This window comes from Ensifer sp. LC163 (genome assembly GCF_001695855.1).
Taxonomy (GTDB): domain Bacteria; phylum Pseudomonadota; class Alphaproteobacteria; order Rhizobiales; family Rhizobiaceae; genus Ensifer.
Map to the genome: position 1 here is coordinate 1 of NZ_MBSS01000028.1, position 17,433 is coordinate 17,433.

18 protein-coding genes and 1 pseudogene are annotated in these 17,433 nt (G+C 62.1%); 9 read left to right on the plus strand and 10 right to left on the minus strand.

Features of this window, described 5'->3' with window-relative positions; all coding sequences use genetic code 11:
• Positions 1-176 (minus strand): annotated as a pseudogene (locus BC360_RS21525) (molybdate ABC transporter permease subunit); the annotation flags it as partial.
• A 567-nt stretch (positions 177-743) separates the two neighbouring features.
• Here BC360_RS21525 and BC360_RS21530 point away from each other — a divergent pair.
• A complete protein-coding gene (locus BC360_RS21530; RefSeq protein WP_065796859.1) occupies positions 744-1,352 on the plus strand; it encodes an RBBP9/YdeN family alpha/beta hydrolase in 609 nt (202 codons plus the stop codon).
• 344 nt (positions 1,353-1,696) lie between these two features.
• Positions 1,697-3,103, plus strand: a complete 1,407-nt coding sequence (locus BC360_RS21535; RefSeq protein WP_065796860.1) for an FAD/NAD(P)-binding protein — start codon at positions 1,697-1,699, stop codon at positions 3,101-3,103.
• 19 nt (positions 3,104-3,122) lie between these two features.
• Here BC360_RS21535 and BC360_RS21540 read toward each other — a convergent pair whose 3' ends face one another.
• The 4 genes from BC360_RS21540 to BC360_RS21555 form a co-directional block, all read right to left on the minus strand.
• A complete protein-coding gene (locus BC360_RS21540; RefSeq protein ID WP_065796861.1) occupies positions 3,123-3,959 on the minus strand; it encodes an ABC transporter permease subunit in 837 nt (278 codons plus the stop codon).
• The gene (locus BC360_RS21545; protein WP_065796862.1) at positions 3,956-4,753 is read right to left on the minus strand and encodes a taurine ABC transporter ATP-binding protein; all 798 of its coding nucleotides are present in this window, start codon (positions 4,751-4,753) and stop codon (positions 3,956-3,958) included. Before BC360_RS21545 ends, BC360_RS21540 begins: the two co-directional genes overlap by 4 nt.
• 97 nt (positions 4,754-4,850) lie before the next feature.
• Positions 4,851-5,858, minus strand: a complete 1,008-nt coding sequence (gene tauA / locus BC360_RS21550) for a taurine ABC transporter substrate-binding protein (RefSeq protein ID WP_065796863.1) — start codon at positions 5,856-5,858, stop codon at positions 4,851-4,853.
• 177 nt (positions 5,859-6,035) lie between these two features.
• Positions 6,036-6,584 (minus strand): flavin reductase family protein, encoded by a 549-nt coding sequence (locus tag BC360_RS21555; RefSeq protein WP_065796884.1) that lies wholly within the window; start codon positions 6,582-6,584, stop codon positions 6,036-6,038.
• Positions 6,585-6,766: 182 nt separating this feature from the next.
• Here BC360_RS21555 and ssuD point away from each other — a divergent pair, with 182 nt between their 5' ends.
• Positions 6,767-7,936, plus strand: a complete 1,170-nt coding sequence (ssuD, locus tag BC360_RS21560) for an FMNH2-dependent alkanesulfonate monooxygenase (RefSeq protein WP_065796864.1) — start codon at positions 6,767-6,769, stop codon at positions 7,934-7,936.
• A gap of 23 nt (positions 7,937-7,959) precedes the next feature.
• On the plus strand, positions 7,960-9,366 hold the full coding sequence (locus tag BC360_RS21565; protein ID WP_413813761.1) for an FAD/NAD(P)-binding protein: 1,407 nt from the start codon (positions 7,960-7,962) through the stop codon (positions 9,364-9,366).
• Positions 9,367-9,520: 154 nt separating this feature from the next.
• On the opposite strand, the gene BC360_RS21570 is transcribed toward BC360_RS21565, so the two are convergent.
• From BC360_RS21570 to BC360_RS21590, 5 genes are all read right to left on the minus strand, one after another.
• Positions 9,521-10,231, minus strand: a complete 711-nt coding sequence (locus tag BC360_RS21570; protein WP_065796865.1) for an MOSC domain-containing protein — start codon at positions 10,229-10,231, stop codon at positions 9,521-9,523.
• Positions 10,221-10,934: a glutamine amidotransferase gene (locus tag BC360_RS21575; protein ID WP_244512830.1), complete on the minus strand. Its 714-nt coding sequence runs from the start codon at positions 10,932-10,934 to the stop codon at positions 10,221-10,223. Before BC360_RS21575 ends, BC360_RS21570 begins: the two co-directional genes overlap by 11 nt.
• On the minus strand, positions 10,931-11,503 hold the full coding sequence (locus BC360_RS21580) for a peroxiredoxin family protein (RefSeq protein WP_083222675.1): 573 nt from the start codon (positions 11,501-11,503) through the stop codon (positions 10,931-10,933). The genes BC360_RS21575 and BC360_RS21580 overlap by 4 nt, the downstream gene beginning before the upstream one ends.
• A gap of 51 nt (positions 11,504-11,554) precedes the next feature.
• On the minus strand, positions 11,555-12,103 hold the full coding sequence (locus tag BC360_RS21585; protein ID WP_065785517.1) for a carboxymuconolactone decarboxylase family protein: 549 nt from the start codon (positions 12,101-12,103) through the stop codon (positions 11,555-11,557).
• Positions 12,104-12,339: 236 nt separating this feature from the next.
• Positions 12,340-12,996 (minus strand): MarR family winged helix-turn-helix transcriptional regulator, encoded by a 657-nt coding sequence (locus BC360_RS21590; protein ID WP_065785516.1) that lies wholly within the window; start codon positions 12,994-12,996, stop codon positions 12,340-12,342.
• Between the two features lie 153 nt (positions 12,997-13,149).
• On the opposite strand from BC360_RS21590, the gene BC360_RS21595 reads away from it, so the two are divergent.
• The 5 genes from BC360_RS21595 to BC360_RS21615 all read left to right on the plus strand — a co-directional run bounded on the left by BC360_RS21595 (position 13,150) and on the right by BC360_RS21615 (position 17,427).
• Positions 13,150-13,596: a pseudoazurin gene (locus BC360_RS21595; RefSeq protein WP_083222676.1), complete on the plus strand. Its 447-nt coding sequence runs from the start codon at positions 13,150-13,152 to the stop codon at positions 13,594-13,596.
• Between the two features lie 115 nt (positions 13,597-13,711).
• Positions 13,712-14,263, plus strand: coding sequence for an MgtC/SapB family protein (locus tag BC360_RS21600; protein WP_065785515.1), 552 nt, complete (start codon positions 13,712-13,714; stop codon positions 14,261-14,263).
• Between the two features lie 310 nt (positions 14,264-14,573).
• Positions 14,574-15,125 carry a MaoC family dehydratase gene (locus BC360_RS21605; protein WP_065796866.1) on the plus strand — a complete coding sequence of 184 codons (552 nt, stop codon included), beginning with the start codon at positions 14,574-14,576 and terminating at the stop codon, positions 15,123-15,125.
• Positions 15,126-15,133: 8 nt separating this feature from the next.
• Complete coding sequence (locus tag BC360_RS21610; RefSeq protein WP_065796867.1) at positions 15,134-16,294, plus strand: CaiB/BaiF CoA transferase family protein; 1,161 nt, start codon at positions 15,134-15,136, stop codon at positions 16,292-16,294.
• Positions 16,291-17,427 carry an ABC transporter substrate-binding protein gene (locus BC360_RS21615; RefSeq protein ID WP_065796868.1) on the plus strand — a complete coding sequence of 379 codons (1,137 nt, stop codon included), beginning with the start codon at positions 16,291-16,293 and terminating at the stop codon, positions 17,425-17,427. Before BC360_RS21610 ends, BC360_RS21615 begins: the two co-directional genes overlap by 4 nt.
• Positions 17,428-17,433 lie beyond the last annotated feature (6 nt).

Below are 17,433 nucleotides of genomic sequence, written 5' to 3' on the forward strand. Positions count from 1 at the left end.
GCCAGCGTCATGAACTGCGACCAGCCGAGGCTGCTCGAGCGCCAGAGCAGGCCCGACAGCGGGATGAGGATGATCAGCACCAGCCAGGACAGCGTGACGCCGAGCGCCAGACCGAACCCCGGAAGCACACTCGGCTGGCGAAACCGCCAGCGCCTGTTGTGGCCATGCGCACTCAAATCCAGTTCACCTCTTCCATGCGCCCGGTCAAACCGAAGCGGTCCCCATATGAGATCGACCAGCCTGTCTTCAGCCAGACCATCGATCGCCCGATCGAGCTCGAACCAGACTCGACAATGTGCCGTCGAAGCGCCGCTTGGTCGGATCGAACCTATCCGACACGCTGGCAACCTCGCCGCTCTTCGCCCGGCTTGTCGAGTTGGCCGAACACAGCACCATCCCTCAAAGCTTCGATCGCACTCGCCATCGAAGTGTCAGATCAAACTATCAATTTCGCCGGCACCAACAACGCAATTTTTTGACTACAAGGGGCCCCAAAACGAAACTGATTTCGCTGAGATACGCGTCAAAAGAAACACTCTGCCTCAAGCATTGTTCCGCAGTCGCTACGGCGATCTCGGTGATGTGATTTGGCGGCGAAGAAAGTTATGCTATAGAATTTATAGATATTGAACATTCCTTGCTTACCTCGCGCCATGCGCCTTCGCATAATCGCCTCATGATTTGTTTGACCGACGGATGGTGGGCATGCCGTCACTTGGACCGTGTCGCAAGAGGCTGATACCATGGCAAAAACCTTGATCATTCCAGGTCTCTTCGGCTCAGGGGCGGGGCACTGGCAGCGTCATTGGCTGGACGACCAGCCGAGGGCGGCCCTGGTCGAGCAGGATGACTGGGACCACCCGGTGCTCGAGCGATGGCGCGAGGCGCTGGAACAGGCCATTCTCCGTCACGGTGTTGTGGACGTTGTGGCGCACAGCCTGGGCTGCATACTCGTTGCCAGCCTGGCGCGGCGACCGCTGGCGCGCCAGATCAGAAGCGCGCTTCTGGTGGCGCCCTGCGATCTTGATGTTACGGAGCGGCTTCATCCCGGTTCGATCGAGTTCGGCGCCATGCCGGAGCAGCCGCTACCCTTTCCGAGCCTGATCGTCGGCAGCCTCAACGACCCCTATATGTCTTTCGATCGCCTGCGCCACATCTCGACCCGCTGGGGCAGTCGGCTCGTCGACCTCGGTCACGCCGGGCACATCAACGTTGCCAGCGGTTTCGGTCGCTGGTCGCGAGGCTACGATCTGCTGACGGTCCTCAACGGTATCGCGCGGCGCGAACAGCCCCAGGCGAACGCTGCCCAAGTCGGTGAAAAGCGGGAAAGCAGAGCCGCCGCGGGGCGATAGATATCAGTCTGCCACATCCTGTGCTTGCCGGCCAGAAACGAAGGCGCGGCACAAAGAGCTTGATGTCCGCGCCAATTCGCGTTTTAATAGCGCATAAATTTTATAGAGTATGCCGTATAGGGATGACCATGTGCCGAGGCGCCAGGCCAGCCAGAACAACGGATACCTACTCGCCGGCCGGCGCGGCTGGCGGCACCATTCCCCGACACTGCAGGTATCAGCCACAACAGCGGCCGATCTCCGTGCCGGGCGATACCCCAAGGTCCGGTCCATGTTCGGGATCGGAACAGCCATGCGTTTCAAACTTTGCCGGTTGACCGCAGCCAGGCCACAAGGGAGTTCCCATGACTGTCCACGGATTGTTCGCCAAGATTTCGCCAGACAGTGACGGTCCTCCGGCAAAGCCGCGTATCGCTGTCATCGGTCGCGGCTTCTCGGGAATCATGATGGCGATCGCGCTGATGAAGTCGGTGCGCACCGCATTTCATGTTCATCTCTTTGATCCGCAACCGACCATCAGCGGCGGGCAGGTCATGGCCGCCCCCCAGAGCGGCGAAATCCTCAACAGCCGCGTGCGCGATCTGTCGGTGGCCGCAGGCCAGCCGGAGGATTTCAACGAATGGCTTTGTGCCAACCAGGATTTTCGTTCGGCCGTCTCTGCAGCCATTCCGGGATTCCAGCAGATCTTCGTGCCGAAGAGCATCTTCAGCGACTATGTCTACCAACGTTTTTCAGAGGCGCTGACGCGGCGACCGGATATCTCGATGCAGCTCTCCTGCCAGGCTGTGCTGGGGCTGCGGAAACTGCCGTCCGGGCGTTTCTCGGTGCTGCAGGAAGAAGGCTCGATCGAATGCGATGTTGCCGTGCTCGCGACAGGATTCGGCCTCCGCGCGCTTGAAATGGAGGTTGTGGACGCGGAGCGCCCCTTGGTGAGGGCGCGGCGTCTGGTCGTTCCCCGTCATGCGGTGCTGCTCGGCAGCGGGGTGCGTGTCGTCGATCGTCTGCTGCAAATGCGCGACAACGGCTATGCCGGCGAGATCACCATCGTATCGCGGCATGGTTTCCTGCCGCAGTCGCACACGCGGCTGGCAGCGGCACCGACTTTCCCGGTCGATCCGATGCCGACGAGGCTTCGCGACATCGTCCGCTTCGTCCGGCGGGCCTGCGTCGATGCGGAAGCCAACGGTCTTAGCTGGCAGGCGGCGATGAACGGACTGCGGCGCCGTGCGCGTTCTCTGTGGCAGGCGCTGCCGGAACAGGAGAAACGCCAGTTCAACCGCCATCTGCGCTCGATTTACGACAGCCACCGCAATCGCCTGCCGGCACCGTTGCACCTGCGACTGCAGCAGGAACTGGCCGATGACCGCACTGTCGTGCGCAAGGGATGGGCTGGCCGGCGGCGGGCGGATGGGCTTATGGTTCGCTGGCCCGGAGCCTTGCAGGAGGATCTGCTTGAAGCCGATCAGGTCATCGACTGTCGCTGTTCTGCGCCCGACCTCAAGGCACCGGTCATTCAGAATCTCTTTGCCGGCGGTCTGGCGCAGCCGGATGAGCTCGGGCTCGGTCTCGCCGTCAGCCCGGCGGGGGAAGTGCTTTCGGACGGCCACCCAACTGTCAATCTTTACGCGATCGGGCCATTGGGTCTCGGCAGCCTGCCCGATATCGATCTGGTGCCCGAGATCGTTACGCAGACCTATGCGGCGGCACGGTTGATCGCGACGCGGCGCCGGATGACGCAGAAGTCCGCATAGGAAAGGCGGCGCCTGTCCGTCAATGATGGTCCGCCCACGGCACCAGCCGCCGCTCGATAAGTCGCGCAATGACTTCGAACAGGAAGGCGACGACGGCGATCACCACGATGCCGGCAATGACGATGTCGGTGACCAGGAACTGGGCCGCCGACTGGATCATGAAACCGAGGCCGCGTGTCGCTGCCACAAGCTCGGCGGCAACCAGTGTCGACCAGCCGGCGCCGAGCGCAATACGCGTTCCGGTGAGCACGGATGGCAACGCGTTTGGCAAGATCACCTGGAGCAGCAGCTGCCATCTCGATGCGCCAAAGGCGCGTGCGGCATTGATATGGTCGGCCGAGGCGGATTTGACGCCTGAAGCCGTCGAGAGAATGATCGGCGGCAGCATAGCAAGCGCAATCACGGCGATCTTCGACGCTTCGCCGATACCAAGCCAGATGATGACGAGCGGCAGATAGGCAAGGGGCGGCAGCGGGCGGAGAAATTCGACGATCGGGTCGAGGATGCCTTTGCCCCAGCGACTTGTCCCGATGCTCAGCCCGGCAGGCACACCGAGGATCAGCGCGACGCCAAGCGCGCCGAAAATGCGCGAAAGGCTGGCGGCGACATGCTGGGCCAGCGTTGCGTCGACAAAGCCCGTCACGACCAGGCCGCTCAGTGCCCGAAGCACAGCGAGCGGCGATGGCAGGAACAGCGGCGGCACCAGCCCATAAAGGGACACAAGGCTCCAAAGGCCGACCAGCGCGGCGACCGTTGCCGCCGAAATCCAGAGGATGGGCAGTGCGCGCTGCGGCTTCGTATCGATTTCGCCGCCTGACTCCAGGTCGGTGGACGCTGTCTCCAGGGAAAGGGTCATGCTGCAAGACCTTCGTCTTCGGAATGAATGAGGCCGGTCAAGCCATCGTGCAGCCGTCTGAATTCGGCAGAGGCGCGCAGCTCGGATTGAGGTATTCCAGAGAGATAGTCTCGGCCAAAGTTGACCGGAATGATTTTTGCGATCCGACCCGGGTTCGCGGTCAGCACGACGATCCGCGTCGCCAGCATCAAGGCTTCATCGATGCTGTGCGTGATGAGCAGCGCGCCGGCGCGGCTCGACTTCCACATGTCCAAGAGAAAGCCCTGCATGCGCACGCGCGTCAGCGCATCCAGTGCGCCGAGCGGCTCGTCCATCAGCAGGAACCGAGGCCGCGCGGCCAAGGCCCTTGCAATGCCGACCCGTTGGCGCATGCCGCCGGAAAGCTCCCAGACCTTGCGGTCGGCCGCATCCGGTAACCCGACGCGTTCGAGCAGGGCGTAAGCTTCTTTCAGTCGCTGGTCCTTGCCGACACGACGTAGACGCAGCGGGAAGGCGACATTTTCGACCGCCGTTAGCCACGGGTAGAGCGCGTCGTCCTGAAAGACGACGGCGCGGTCGGAACCCGGGCCGGACAACGACTGGCCGTCAAGGGCGATCCGGCCACTGGTCGGCGCGAGAAAGCCGGCTGCCAGATTGAGCAGGCTTGTCTTGCCCGAACCGGATCTGCCGATAACCACAACGAAATCGTCTTCCGTAACATCCAGATTGATCTGGTCCAGAACCAGCGGCGCTTGCGATCGCCCTTCGCCAGGCGTGTAGCGCAACGAGACATTCTCAAGCGTAAGCACGGACATTGTGCGGCCCCATAATCTGCGACGTGGATCGATGGATAGGTCGGCGGCGCGCGTATCAAGTGCACCGCCGACCCATCGGTTGCCAATACGACTTTGCTCAGAACGAGAGCTTGGCGGCTTCCTGCGCCCAACGTCCCGAGACATAGGGGCCGTAATCAGTAAGAACTGCCGGGATCTTTCCCTGCTCAAGCAGGAAGGCAGAGGTTTCGGCAATGGCCTTGGCCGTTGCGCCGCCGAGAAGATCAGATGCCGCCTGCTCCTCGAGAGACGGGAAATAATACCCCTTAAGGAGAGCGGGCACGTCCTCGGGCTTGGCGCCCGTCAAGCGCGCGATCTTTTCGGCCTGCGTCGAAGTGGCGCCCCAGGCATCAGGGTTGGATCGGTAGTCGGCATAGGCATCACCGGTCACCTTGACGAAACCCGTAACGATATCCGGATGCTCCTCGGCGAATTTCTTGCTGACGATCCAGGCGTCGAAGGTCGGGCCACCCCACCTGGCAACGTCGGCGGAGGTGGCGAGCACGGTCGAGGTTTTCTTGATTTCGGACAGAACCGGATCCCAGACATAGGCGCCGTCGATGTCGCCGCGCTGCCAGGCGGCCGCGATTTCCGGCGGGCGCAGGTTGAGGATCTCGACCGACTTCGGATCGATGTTCCAATGCTTCAGCGCCGTCAGCAGACTGTAATGGGCGGTCGACACAAAGGGGGTCGCGATCTTCTTGCCGGCGAGTTCTTCCGGCTTGCTTATACCCTTGACGGCCAGGGCTTCCGCGTCGCTGATCAGGCCGACCACGAAAATGGTTTCGAACGGCAGTTCCCGGCTGGCCGCAGCCGCGAGCGGCGACGAGCCGACATAGCCAATATCAATCGAGCCGGATGCAAGCGCCGCGATGACATCAGCGCCGCCATCGAACTTCTGCCAGTTGATTTTCGCGCCGGTCACCTTCTCGTAGGTGCCATCGGCCTGCGGCACGCGCGACGGCTCGACGATCGGCTGATAACCGATGGTCAGCGTGGCGTCGGCGGCCTGGGCGGCGAACAATCCCTGCGTCGCCAAAAGCAGCGCTGCGGTTGATACCAAAAGGGTGCCTCTTGCGATTGTCATTGCCATGCTCCTCAACGGTTTGCCGATGGCCCCGTCGTGGAGCCTGCATCGATAATCTCAAAACATATGGATTTTATAGAGATAAAAATACCCCGTTTGTGCGACGGGGTATGATGCCATTCCAAACTTCGGCCGATTGGGCATCTTCTTTGCCCGCGCGAACACAGTCATCTGCCGTTACGGCTGAAAGCTGCCGTAACGGCCGCCGTGATAGAGAACCGGCTCGCCTGCGCCTGTGGCAATCGCCAGGACCCGTCCCAGGATGATGGCGTGGCTATGGCGTTCGATGATCTCCTCGACTTCGCAATCAATCGCGGCGAGCGCGCCGTTAAGGACGGAAGCGCCGCTGACGAGTGTCCGCCAGTGAGCGCCGCCGTAGCGCGCGGCACCTTTGAGGCCGCCGAAGCCGGCGAACCGCTCGGCCACGTGCTGTTGCTCGCTTGCCAGGATGTTGACGCAGAAGTGCCGGTAACGCTCGATCGCCGGCCAGGTGGATGACGTCCGGTTGATGCTGACGATCATCGTCGGTGGGTCGACCGAAAGGGCCGTTGCCGATGTCACTGTCGCACCGGTGCGGTCGTCGCCGATACCGGCAGTAATGACCGAGACGCCGCCCGACAGGTTGCGCATTGCAGATTTCAGTTCGGATGGCGTGACAGGGACGGGGCGGTTGACGGCCTGACTGGGCGTCGTGAATGCACTGGAAGCGGTAAGAGCGATGTTCATGGCAATATCCTCGAAAAATTTGACCTGCTTCCCGGTCGTGAAACCGCAATCCGGGAAAAATTTTTCCTCCACTTAAAAATGATCGTCGGATTTTTTATTGTCAATAAATTTTATAGAGTTTATATTTTTTGCTGTCGGCCGTGTTTGCCGCATGCCATCTGTTGTGTTCGAGGAGAATTCGCATGGGCAACACGCCTGACAAAATCAACGTTCTCTGGTTCCTGCCCACCCACGGCGACAGTCGCTATCTCGGCACGACGCGGGGAGGGCGCAATGTCGATCTGAATTATCTGAAACAGGTCGCCCAGGCGGCCGATTCTCTGGGCTATTACGGCGTGTTGATACCCACCGGCCGCAGTTGCGAGGACAGCTGGGTCGTGGCGTCGGCGCTCGCGCCGTTGACCGAAAAGCTGCGGTTTCTGATCGCTGTTCGGCCTGGCTTGCTTTCGCCAACGCTTGCAGCCCGAATGACGGCCACCCTCGATCGGTTGTCCGAGGGGCGGCTGCTGATCAATGTCGTCACTGGCGGCGACCCGACCGAAAACAAGGGCGACGGCATCCACCTGTCGCATACTGAGCGCTATGAGGTCACCGAGGAGTTTCTCACCGTCTATAAGGCCGTGCTTCGCGGCGAAGACGTCACCTTCAAGGGAGAGCATTTCGACATCGAAGGCGGCAAGCTGCTGTTTCAGCCGGTGCAGACGCCGCATCCGCCGCTCTATTTCGGCGGCTCGTCCGGCAAGGGCCAGGAGGTGGCGGCAAGAACGATCGACAAATATCTCACCTGGGGTGAGCCGGCGGAAGATGTCGCCAAGAAGGTTGCGGAAGTGCGCGCGCTGGCCGAGGCCGAGGGCCGAGAGGTTACTTTCGGCATCCGTCTGCATGTGATCGTGCGCGAGACGGCAAAGGAAGCATGGCAGGCGGCCTACGACCTGATACAATATGTCGATGACGAGACGATCGCCGCCGCACAAAAGGTGTTCGAGCGCATGGATTCGGTAGGTCAAAGCCGCATGAGCCGCTTGCATGGCGGCCGGCGCGACAAGCTCGAAGTGGCGCCCAATCTTTGGGCCGGCGTCGGTCTCGTGCGCGGCGGCGCAGGCACCGCATTGGTCGGGGATCCGGATCAGGTCAAGGCGCGGATGGAAGAGTACCGCGAGATCGGCATCGACACCTTCATCATGTCCGGCTACCCGCACCTGGAGGAGGCCTATCGGTTCGGCGAGCTGGTGCTGCCAAACCTGCCGCTCGGCCACTCGGTTCCCGCGCGGGAAACATCGATCAATACCGGGCCGTTCGGCGAGACCATCGCCGGAGACCACAGGCCGAAGCTCAAGGTCTCGCAATCGTGACGCACCGATCCCATCGACCGGTTGTGGCAATCATAGGCGGGGGATTTACCGGCGCGGCGCTTGCGGCCAACCTCGCCAGGAACACGGCCGGACGAGCGGTCGATATCGTCGTCTTCGAGCCGAGGGCGCGGCTAGGGGCGGGCCTTGCCTACGATACCGCCGATCCGGCCCACCGCATCAACGTGCCGGCGGCGCGCATGAGCCTCATACCTGACGATCCTGACGATTTCCTGCGTTGGCTGGCAGCTGAAGGCGAGCCGCGCGATGATCCGGGCGCGCTTGCCGAAGACGGCAATCTCTATCCGCGGCGCGCAGTTTTCGGCCGCTATGTCAGCGATTTCATCGCTCCGCATCTGAAAGCCGATCAGGTCCATCACTGTCGCGAACGGGTGGGTCAGATCGTCCGTATCGGCAACCAGTGGCGGGTCAACACGGATGGAGGAACTGACATACTGGCCGACATCGCCATCGTCGCCACGACTCACCCGGCACCCTGCGCTCCTCAAAACATTGCCAAAGTGCTGGCCGGTCACCCGCGATATGTCGCCGATTCGACATTGCGAGGCGCCCTGTCCGTGATCCGCGGAGACGATCGTGTCCTCGTTATCGGCAATGGCCTGACTGCTGCCGATGTCATCGCCTCGCTCAGGTGCTGCGGCCACCGCGGGCCGATCACAGCCATTTCCCGCAGAGGGTTGCGGTCGAGGGGGCACGCGACAACCGCGCAGGAGCCGTTCGGAGACTTCGTCACCGATCCGCCGCAAACGGCCCGGTCGCTGCTGCGCCGGGTGCGCATCGCGCTGCACCAGGCCCCTGCGGAGGGGCGCAGTTGGCACGCCGTCTTCGATGCTTTGCGCACCCAGGGTGGTGACATCTGGCGCGCACTGCCTGTTGCGGAACGGAAACGACTTGTTCGCCACCTGCGTCCCTATTGGGATGTGCACCGCTTCCGCGTGGCGCCGCAGATCGACGCTGTCATTGCAGAAGGGCTTGAGCATGGCGACGTGCGGGTTCTTGGAGGATCAATAGGGGGGATAGACCACGACGGCGAGACCATTGCCGCCGAGGTTCGTCACCGCCACAGCGGCAAACGCGAGCAAATGCTGTTCGACGCATGCGTGATCACGACCGGTCCGGCGCATACAGGCATTCTCAGGAGCCAGAACTGGCTGGCCGATCTGGCAGACGCCGGCCATTTGCAACTGGATATGGTCGGCCTCGGCCTTGCCTGCGACGAACAAAGCCGCGCCACCAACCGTGATGGAAAAAGCGAGGAAACGCTTTTCATCGCTGGACCGCTGGCTCGCGGCACATTCGGCGAGTTGATGGGACTGCCGCAGGTCAACGATCATGCCATCTTCGTTGCCGATCAGGTCGCGCAACGACTGGCACGTCGATCCCGCTCCAGGGCTGCGGCGAAAACCGCCTAAAGCATGTCGCGCCAAAGTGCGCAGCGGTTTTGCGATAACGACATGCGCAAAAACAAGAGCTTAAGGCACAGTAAGCGAATCCTGGAGATCGCGACACGCTTTAACACTGAGCGGGTTTCCACCTTTGCCGGGCAGGGAAGCCCGATTGGCCATTCTAACCTTCGTTGTGGCCCTCAAGACGCCGCGTCCAATCCTCGACCTTCCGGGTTGCCAACCGCTTTGTCGCGTAATCGCGCCAGCTCGTCGGCAGCAAATCGAGATTGGCAATCTCCTGAAGAGCGTCCTGGTTCATCGTGTCGACATAGAGATAATGCCAGAGCCGCCGGATGGACCAGGTGGGGCATCGACGCTCGACCATGACGAGGGCATCGTCAACGCAAACGCGTCCTTCCTCGATCACGCGGTAGTACCATCCGGTGCGTCCGGATTGCTGGACACGGCGGGCCATGTCGGTCAGCCCAAAGCGCCTGTTCAGCTTCCAGCAAGGCTGCCGTCCCTGGCTGACTTCGAGCAAGGCACGCCCCAGGCGGAACCGATCTCCAACGGCAACGTCGTCTTCCGTCAGCCCGGATGTCGACAGATTTTCGCCGAACGCTCCCGGGAGATCGAGGATCGTTGCCGACCGGAGCTCTAACCTCCACGCGACATAATGATCCGCGGGATAGTGATGCACGGCCTTCTCGATGCCGCCGTGCCGCTTGAGATCGCCCTGATGATCGCCAGCGAATCCGGTCGCCGACAGGTGCAATGTCCCGGAGACGGGCTTCTTGTCGATGCCGCTGGGCGTCCCGCGTTCGTCGATGGCGCTCAATTCGCCCACCAGCAGTGCATCGAGAGCGATCGGCTTTGCTTGGTCAGGCCGCATGTAATTGCTCCAGCCATGCCGTCATCATCGTGCCGGCGGCGGTCGCCAGCGACGCCCCGAACTGCGCGGCATCGTCGCGAAGTTTTCCGATGTCGACGTTTGCCGCCGCTAGTTCGCAGGCATGGCCCACCAGCCATCGCTCGAACGCTGCGCCCGTCTCCGCCTCGGGGTGAAACTGAAGCCCGAGAATAGTGCTGCCGATCGAAAACGCCTGCTGCACGGTCTTTGAGGTCGACGCCAACAAAGTTGCGCCGGCGGGAAGATCGTAGGTATCGCCGTGCCAGTGCAGCATCGGCACTCCACCCAGATGGCGAAGCGGAGAAACGCGGCCAGCCTCGCTAAGGCTGATCGGCTCGAAACCGATCTCCTTGATCCCGGACGGAAAGACCGGCGCGCCGCTTGCGCGCGCAATCAGTTGCGCGCCAAGGCAGATGCCGAGGGTCGGCCGGCCTGTCTCCAACCGCGCTGCCAGCACATCGATCTCCCGCTGCAGGAACGGGTAGGCTTGGTCCTCATAGACGCCGATCGGGCCGCCGAGTACCACGACGAGGTCGGGGGCATCCGGCGCGAAATCCAGAAAATCGGCGGTTCCGACATCGCGGTACTCTATCTCGTAGCCAGTGCGGCGAAGGGGAACGGCAAAGGTGCCGAGATCCTCGAAATGAACATGCCTGATCACCTGGGCCGATCTCAGTGTCATCATTTTCCTGTCTCTATTCGACGTGAAATCTCATCGGGAATTGCGCAGCCGTCAGTCGTGCAGCCGGCGAGGTCCAGCGGCGCCGTCGTTGCCGGCAGCGGTTCTGCAAGGGCTGTTGCCAGCCATGCACCAACCAGGAGATCGTCTTCGATGCCGAAGCGATGGTGGCGAACGGTTCCGTCACGGCCGATGATGATGGTCGTGGGCGTGCCGCGCATGCCGTAGCGCTGCATCGTGCTGGGTATCGGCGTCTCGGGCGATGCAGCGTCGACACCGATCGGAAAGGTCAGGCGGTATTCGTGGATGAATGCCTTGAGAGCCTCCGGCCCCATCGCCGCGTGGTGTTCGAAGACCGTGTGCAGACCGATTACCTGAAGGTCGGTGTCGCGAAACAGGCGCTGCACGCGTTGGGTCTGCGGCAGCCCGTGTGACACGCAGGCGGGGCAAAGCATCTGAAAGGCGTGGATGAAGACGACGCGTCCGCGCAACATGCCGAGGCTGAGCGGCACAGTGGTGTTGGACCAGTTGCTGACATCCAGTTCCGGCGCCTGGTTTGGTGTAGCGGTAATCATGAGGCCATTCCTTTGGGAGGGGCCGGGCAGGCACACCTGCCCGGCGGTTTCTCAGGCAGCTTCGCGCACAAGCTTGACGCCGGGGAAATCGACCGGCACGGCCAGCGCCACGTTGACGTAGTTGGTGAAGAGGTTGAGCGCCACATGGGCGATGATTTCGACGATATCCTGATCGTCGAAGCCGGCATTGCGTAATGTCTTGATGTCGGCATCCGACACCTGGCCGCGCCTCTCTACCAGCACGCGAACAAACGAGAGCACCGCCGCCGTCTTCGGATCACTGGAGTGGCCACGCTGGGCGTCGGCCATTTCCTGCGCGGTCGCGCCGGCCTTGCGGCCAAGCGCCGTGTGGGCAGCCAGGCAATAGTGGCAATCATTGCGGTCGGCGACGGCGACGGCGATCTGCTCGCCGAGCTTGGCGCCAAGCCGGCCGTTACCGAGGGCACCGAACGAGCTCCACATGCTTGCAAGTGCTGCCGGAGAGTTGGCCACCGCCTTGAACATGTTCGGCGTCGCGCCGAAGGCCGCATGGATGTTGCCCAGCAGTTCTGCGCTGGCGCCGGTTGCCGTCTTGGGGTCAACTAGATTAATTCTGCTCATGGTTTTCTCTTTCTATTTGCGTGGAGGGAGAAAATGCCGGTCCGCCGATGGCAGTCGACGGACCGGCGCCGACATCATCGGGGCCAAAAAAGCACGTTTGAGTGCGCTGGTTTCTTTGGTCCCGAAGAAGTTTGTCTTGGTGCAGACGTCTGCAGGCTTGGGCGTGGCAGCGCCCCGTGCATCGGTCGAAACAGATGATGGGCGGCTGGTGTCCTTCATCGCATCTTGTCCCGGCCTCAGGCCGCACCGCGGTTGAAGATCTTCCAGGCGGCTGCCTGGCTTGACGCGTCCGCCGGTTCGTATTCGCCGCAATCGATGCGCAATGCGGCCTGGCCAAATGGTGCGTTGACGAAGGCGCAGTGGTGCGGTTCTTTCGAATCCGGATAGACGTTCGGCTGGAAGTATCGACAGTTCACACACATGCGCTGTTCCGGGATGGCGCCGGACAGCTGCAGCGTGCGTATGATCTTGACGAGATGCAGCAGCAGGTCTTCCTGTTCGAGCGCCGACAGCGACGCGAAGGCATCATCTGTTGCCGATGCGATCATGCCGGCGCGGCGCACGGCCGCCTCGCCTTCGATGGTCGCGGCCACCGCTACGGCGCGGGCGTCCGACGGATCGGCAAGCTTCTCGACGAAACCCTTGCGCGTCAGGGCGTTGATCGAATCCGTCGCCGTCGGCTGGCTGACGCCGAGATAGGCGGCGATCTGCTTGACCCGCATGCCCGTTTTGCTACGCCCCACCAGGAAGATCAGGATCTGCAGCTGCGTCGGGTTCAGGCCGATCACGTCGGCAGCCGTCCATGCCTCGGTGCGCATGGCCGTCGCGATCCGCGCGAACCCGTCGCCGATGCGGTCGATGATTGCTGGTGATGTTTTCGTGTCCGTTGCCATGTGGGCATCTATATAGGACTCCTATGTATTGTCAATTCGCCGCAGCGGGAAACCGCGTCCAATTTGACGCGCATCAAATTGGACGCGCCGCCTTCGGACTATCACTGCGGCGAACAACCCAAGCACGGGCTGCTCGGTCAAACGGAGAAGACGATGTTGAAAGCAATCAAGAGCGGATTGGGCCTCGCAATGGCGGCGATGCTTGTCGCTGCGCCCGCAACCGCCGCGGATTTCGAAGTGCACATGCTCAACAAGGGCAAGGACGGCGCGATGGTTTTTGAACCAGCGTCGTTGAAGGTTGTGACCGGTGACACGGTTACCTTCATCCCGACCGACAAGGGGCATAATGTCGAAACGATCAAGGGCATGATCCCGGATGGTGCCGAAGCCTTCAAGAGCAAGATCAACGAAAACTACAAGGTGACTTTCACCGCCCCCGGCGTCTACGGCGTGAAATGCACGCCGCACTATGGCATGGGCATGGTCGGCGTCGTTCAGGTCGGCGACAGCCCCGCCAATCTCGCCGCAGCCAAGGGCGCCAAAAACCCGAAGAAGGCGCAGGAACGGCTGGATGCCGCATTCGTAGCCCTCGGCAACTAAGGCCAAGCCTCACCGAAACGAGCGGGCAGGGACAGGCCGCTCGCAGGCGCCGCTCACCGGGCGGAAGGCGGCGCCGACCGGTGGAACCAATGCGAAGCGTTCGCGTTGGTTTCGCATGGAGCAAATCGTAGCAGACATGTTTCCGCCGTCCCACATTCCTTATCAGGTCATCTTCGCGCGCATGCTTGGGTCTCTGATGATGGGCGCGCTCATCGGTTTCGAGCGCGAGGCGAAAGCCCGCCCGGCCGGGCTCAAGACGCACATGCTCGTGTGCCTTGCCGCCTGCACCTTTGCGATCATCTCGCTTGAAAGCGTCTATATGAAAGGCTTCTTCGACCAACGGGTCCAGATCGACCCATTGCGAGTCGTCGAAGCCGTCACCGCCGGTGTCGCCTTTTTGGCCGCCGGTACCATCATCTTCGCGCGCGGACAGGTTCAGGGCCTGACGACCGGCAGCAGTCTGTGGCTGGCCGGTGCCATTGGCCTCGCCCTCGGCTTTGGCCACTGGATCATTGCGGCTTTCGCAGTCGGATCTGCCTTTCTTGTCCTCTCCGTCGTCGGCTGGCTTGAGGCCGAGGTCAAGGAAGAGACGCAGCCTGATTTTGACCGAAAAGCTGCAGAGCGTCCTGACGACAAAACTGCCCACACCCGCGAGACCGTGCGCTAGCCTCGCACTCGCCTTTGTTTCTCAGGGCCGCCTGTCCTCACATGCGCCGACTGCGCAACATTTCGATCTACGGCACAAGCTTTGGAGTCTGGCCGCCAGCCGCGCTGGCTGTCGCGGGCTGGCTCGCAACGTCTGGCGCCTCCAGGCCATGTTGTATCTTGCAAATCGCCTCCATATGTGAACAGTATCTTTACATAAGAAAATTCTTGGAGGAGATATATGACCCAACGACCGCGCCATCGCGGCCTGGACCGCCCCACCGACAATCGCCAGCTGCGAGTGCTGGCACGAACCGGCGCAGGCTTCCCTCATGAATGAATTTTCACCCACCGTCGGCGTCTCGACGACGCGCCCCTCCGACATGCCGGAGGATCACGCTGCCCTTCCCGTGTGGAATGCGGAAAACTGGTTCTACGAGGATTGGCCGGTCGGCCAGCGCATACGCTCGTTGCGCCGGACGATCTCGGAGAGTGACAGCCACCTGTTCAATACGCTGGTCGTCGACATCCATCCTTACGTCCAGGATCAGATGTTTGCCGAGCGCGAAGGCATCTTCGGCCGTCGCCTGGTGGCCGGTGCCTTCGTCTTTTCGGCCGGTCTCGGCCTCGTCGCCACGAACTGCGTCAACGCCTTCTCCTACGGGTATGACAAGCTGCGCTTCATCAAGCCGGTCTTTCTGGGCGACACGATCTACACGATCCGCACCAACATGGACAAAACACCGCGCTACAAGGAACTCGGGCTGATCCGGGCCAGCTACCAGGTCTTCAAGAACGAGGGTGAGCTGGTGCTCTATTGCGAGCATCTGCAGACGGTAAAGTACAAGAATCCGGCCGACTTCGTCGGCAAGACAGAGAAATAAGAACAGCGATGCACGAGGAAAACGAACTGCCATTGGCCGGTCTTGTCGTCGTCGACATGAGCCAGTTTCTCTCCGGTCCCTACTGCTCCCTAAGGCTGATGGACCTCGGCGCGCGCGTCATCAAGATCGAGCGCCCGGATGGCGGCGATCTTTCGCGCCGCCTCTATCTCAGCGACACCGAGATCGGTGGCGATTCCACGATCTTCCACGCGATCAATCGCGCCAAGGAAAGTTTGGCGATCGATCTCAAGGACGAAGCGGATGTGGCGGCGCTGAAGGCGCTGCTCGCCAGGGCCGACGTCCTGATCCAGAACTTCCGCCCCGGCGTCATTCAACGGCTCGGCCTCGACTACGAAGCCGTTCGGGCGATCAACCCGCGCATCGTCTACGCCTCGATCAGTGGCTATGGGGAGGAAGGTCCCTGGGTCAAGCGACCCGGTCAGGACCTGCTGGCGCAGGCCCGCTCCGGCGTGATGTGGTTGAACGGCGACGAAGCGCAAGGCCCGGTCCCCTTCGGCCTTGCCATTGGTGACATGCTTGCCGGCGCGGCCGCCGCGCAGGGTATTCTTGCCGGCCTCGTCCGCCGTGGCATCTCCGGCAAGGGCAGCCTGATCGAGACGAGCCTGCTCGAAGCCCTGGTCGATTTCCAGTTCGAGGTGCTGACGACCCATCTCAACGACGGCAGGCGGCTGCCGAAGCGCTCGGATTTCCGCAGCGCCCACGCCTATTTGTCGGCTCCCTATGGCGTCTACCCGGCCAAGGACGGTTATCTTGCCATTGCCATGACGCCGATCTCCAAACTCGCCCAGCTGCTGGAGATGCCGCAACTCGCTCCCTATTGCGATGACCCATCGTCCTGGTTCTCCGCACGCGACGAGATCAAAGCGCTGATTGCCGAGCGCATCGGCGATAACACAGTGGATCATTGGCTTGCCGTACTTGAGCCGGCCGACATCTGGTGCGCCCGCGTGCTCAACTGGAACGAACTGCTGGAGAGCGACGGCTTCCGCATTCTCGACATGCTGCAGACCGTCAACCGCGGAGACGACGTGTCGATCCTGACCACGCGTTCGCCGCTCAGGGTCAATGGTCGCCGTGCCCAGGTCGATCGCGCGGCCCCCAGGATCGGCGAACACAGTGCATCGATCCGCGAGGAGTTTGGCCTATGAGCGTCACTCTCAAGGGCATGACATGGAGCCATCCGCGCGGCTACGACCCGATGGTGGCCTGTTCTCGGCTCTGGCAGGAAAAGACGGGGGTCACTATCCACTGGGAGAAGCGGTCGCTGCAGGATTTCGAGACCTATCCGGTCGAGGAACTCGCGAGGGCATACGATCTGATCGTCATCGATCATCCGCATGTCGGGCAGATCACCAATGAAGGGTGCCTTGCCTCCCTCGATGTGCCCGGTCGGGAGGCTGAACGTCAGGCGCTTGCAGCCGGCTCGGTTGGGCAATCCTATCCGAGCTACGCCTGGAACGGCCGTCAATGGGCCTTTCCGATCGATGCGGCGACGCAGGTCCAGGCCTGGCGCCCGGATCTCGGCGATCGTGTTTCGAGCTGGTCCGACATGCTGGACCTCGCCCGCAAGGGGAGGGTTCTGCTGCCGCTGCGGCCACCACATTCGCTGATGAGCTTCTACACGCTTTGCGGCAATCTCGGTCACCCCTGCGCGGTGGGTGGACACGCTGACCTCATCGACCGTGACGGAGGCGTGGTTGCCTTCGAAATGCTTTCGGAGCTTGTCTCGCTGATCGATCCCGCATGCTTCGAGATGGATCCGATCGCGGTGCTGGAGGCGATGTCAGCCCCGGAGGCAACGGTCGTCTGCGCGCCGCTGATCTACGGCTATGTCAGCTACTCGATCGCCGGTTTCCGGCCGTCGCTGATCCGGTTTGGCGATATTCCGGTCTCCGGCCAGCATGGCCCGAGTGGTTCCGCGCTTGGCGGAACGGGCATCGCCGTCTCTGCCTTCTCCGCGTCCATCGAGGCTGCGACCAACTTTGCCTATTGGGTTGCTAGCGGTGAAGTGCAGCGTCAGGCCTACGCCTTTGGCGGAGGACAGCCGGGACATGGCGACGCCTGGGACGACGGTGCGGTGAACGCAGTTACATCCGACTTTTATCGCGCGACCCGTGTGACGCTCGAAACCGCCTGGGTGCGTCCCCGACACGACGGCTACATGCCGTTCCAGCAGGCGGCCTCGGACCGCATCAACAGCGGGCTCTTGCGCAGGGAGAAGGCGCGACAGGTCGTCGACGATCTCAACCGGCTCTTCGCTGAAAGCTTCACGGCCGCATGAAGACAA

Coding starts and splice junctions, on each gene's coding strand:
- BC360_RS21545 (WP_065796862.1), bottom strand. CDS start 4,753: ATGTCCGTGCTTACGCTTGAGAATGTCTCGTTGCGCTACACGCCTGGC.
- BC360_RS21600 (WP_065785515.1), top strand. CDS start 13,712: ATGGAGCAAATCGTAGCAGACATGTTTCCGCCGTCCCACATTCCTTAT.
- BC360_RS21570 (WP_065796865.1), bottom strand. CDS start 10,231: ATGCGGCCTGACCAAGCAAAGCCGATCGCTCTCGATGCACTGCTGGTG.
- BC360_RS21530 (WP_065796859.1), top strand. CDS start 744: ATGGCAAAAACCTTGATCATTCCAGGTCTCTTCGGCTCAGGGGCGGGG.
- BC360_RS21590 (WP_065785516.1), bottom strand. CDS start 12,996: ATGGCAACGGACACGAAAACATCACCAGCAATCATCGACCGCATCGGC.
- BC360_RS21540 (WP_065796861.1), bottom strand. CDS start 3,959: ATGACCCTTTCCCTGGAGACAGCGTCCACCGACCTGGAGTCAGGCGGC.
- BC360_RS21585 (WP_065785517.1), bottom strand. CDS start 12,103: ATGAGCAGAATTAATCTAGTTGACCCCAAGACGGCAACCGGCGCCAGC.
- tauA (WP_065796863.1), bottom strand. CDS start 5,858: ATGACAATCGCAAGAGGCACCCTTTTGGTATCAACCGCAGCGCTGCTT.
- ssuD (WP_065796864.1), top strand. CDS start 6,767: ATGGGCAACACGCCTGACAAAATCAACGTTCTCTGGTTCCTGCCCACC.
- BC360_RS21610 (WP_065796867.1), top strand. CDS start 15,134: ATGCACGAGGAAAACGAACTGCCATTGGCCGGTCTTGTCGTCGTCGAC.
- BC360_RS21575 (WP_244512830.1), bottom strand. CDS start 10,934: ATGATGACACTGAGATCGGCCCAGGTGATCAGGCATGTTCATTTCGAG.
- BC360_RS21605 (WP_065796866.1), top strand. CDS start 14,574: ATGAATGAATTTTCACCCACCGTCGGCGTCTCGACGACGCGCCCCTCC.
- BC360_RS21615 (WP_065796868.1), top strand. CDS start 16,291: ATGAGCGTCACTCTCAAGGGCATGACATGGAGCCATCCGCGCGGCTAC.
- BC360_RS21580 (WP_083222675.1), bottom strand. CDS start 11,503: ATGATTACCGCTACACCAAACCAGGCGCCGGAACTGGATGTCAGCAAC.
- BC360_RS21555 (WP_065796884.1), bottom strand. CDS start 6,584: ATGAACATCGCTCTTACCGCTTCCAGTGCATTCACGACGCCCAGTCAG.
- BC360_RS21535 (WP_065796860.1), top strand. CDS start 1,697: ATGACTGTCCACGGATTGTTCGCCAAGATTTCGCCAGACAGTGACGGT.
- BC360_RS21595 (WP_083222676.1), top strand. CDS start 13,150: ATGTTGAAAGCAATCAAGAGCGGATTGGGCCTCGCAATGGCGGCGATG.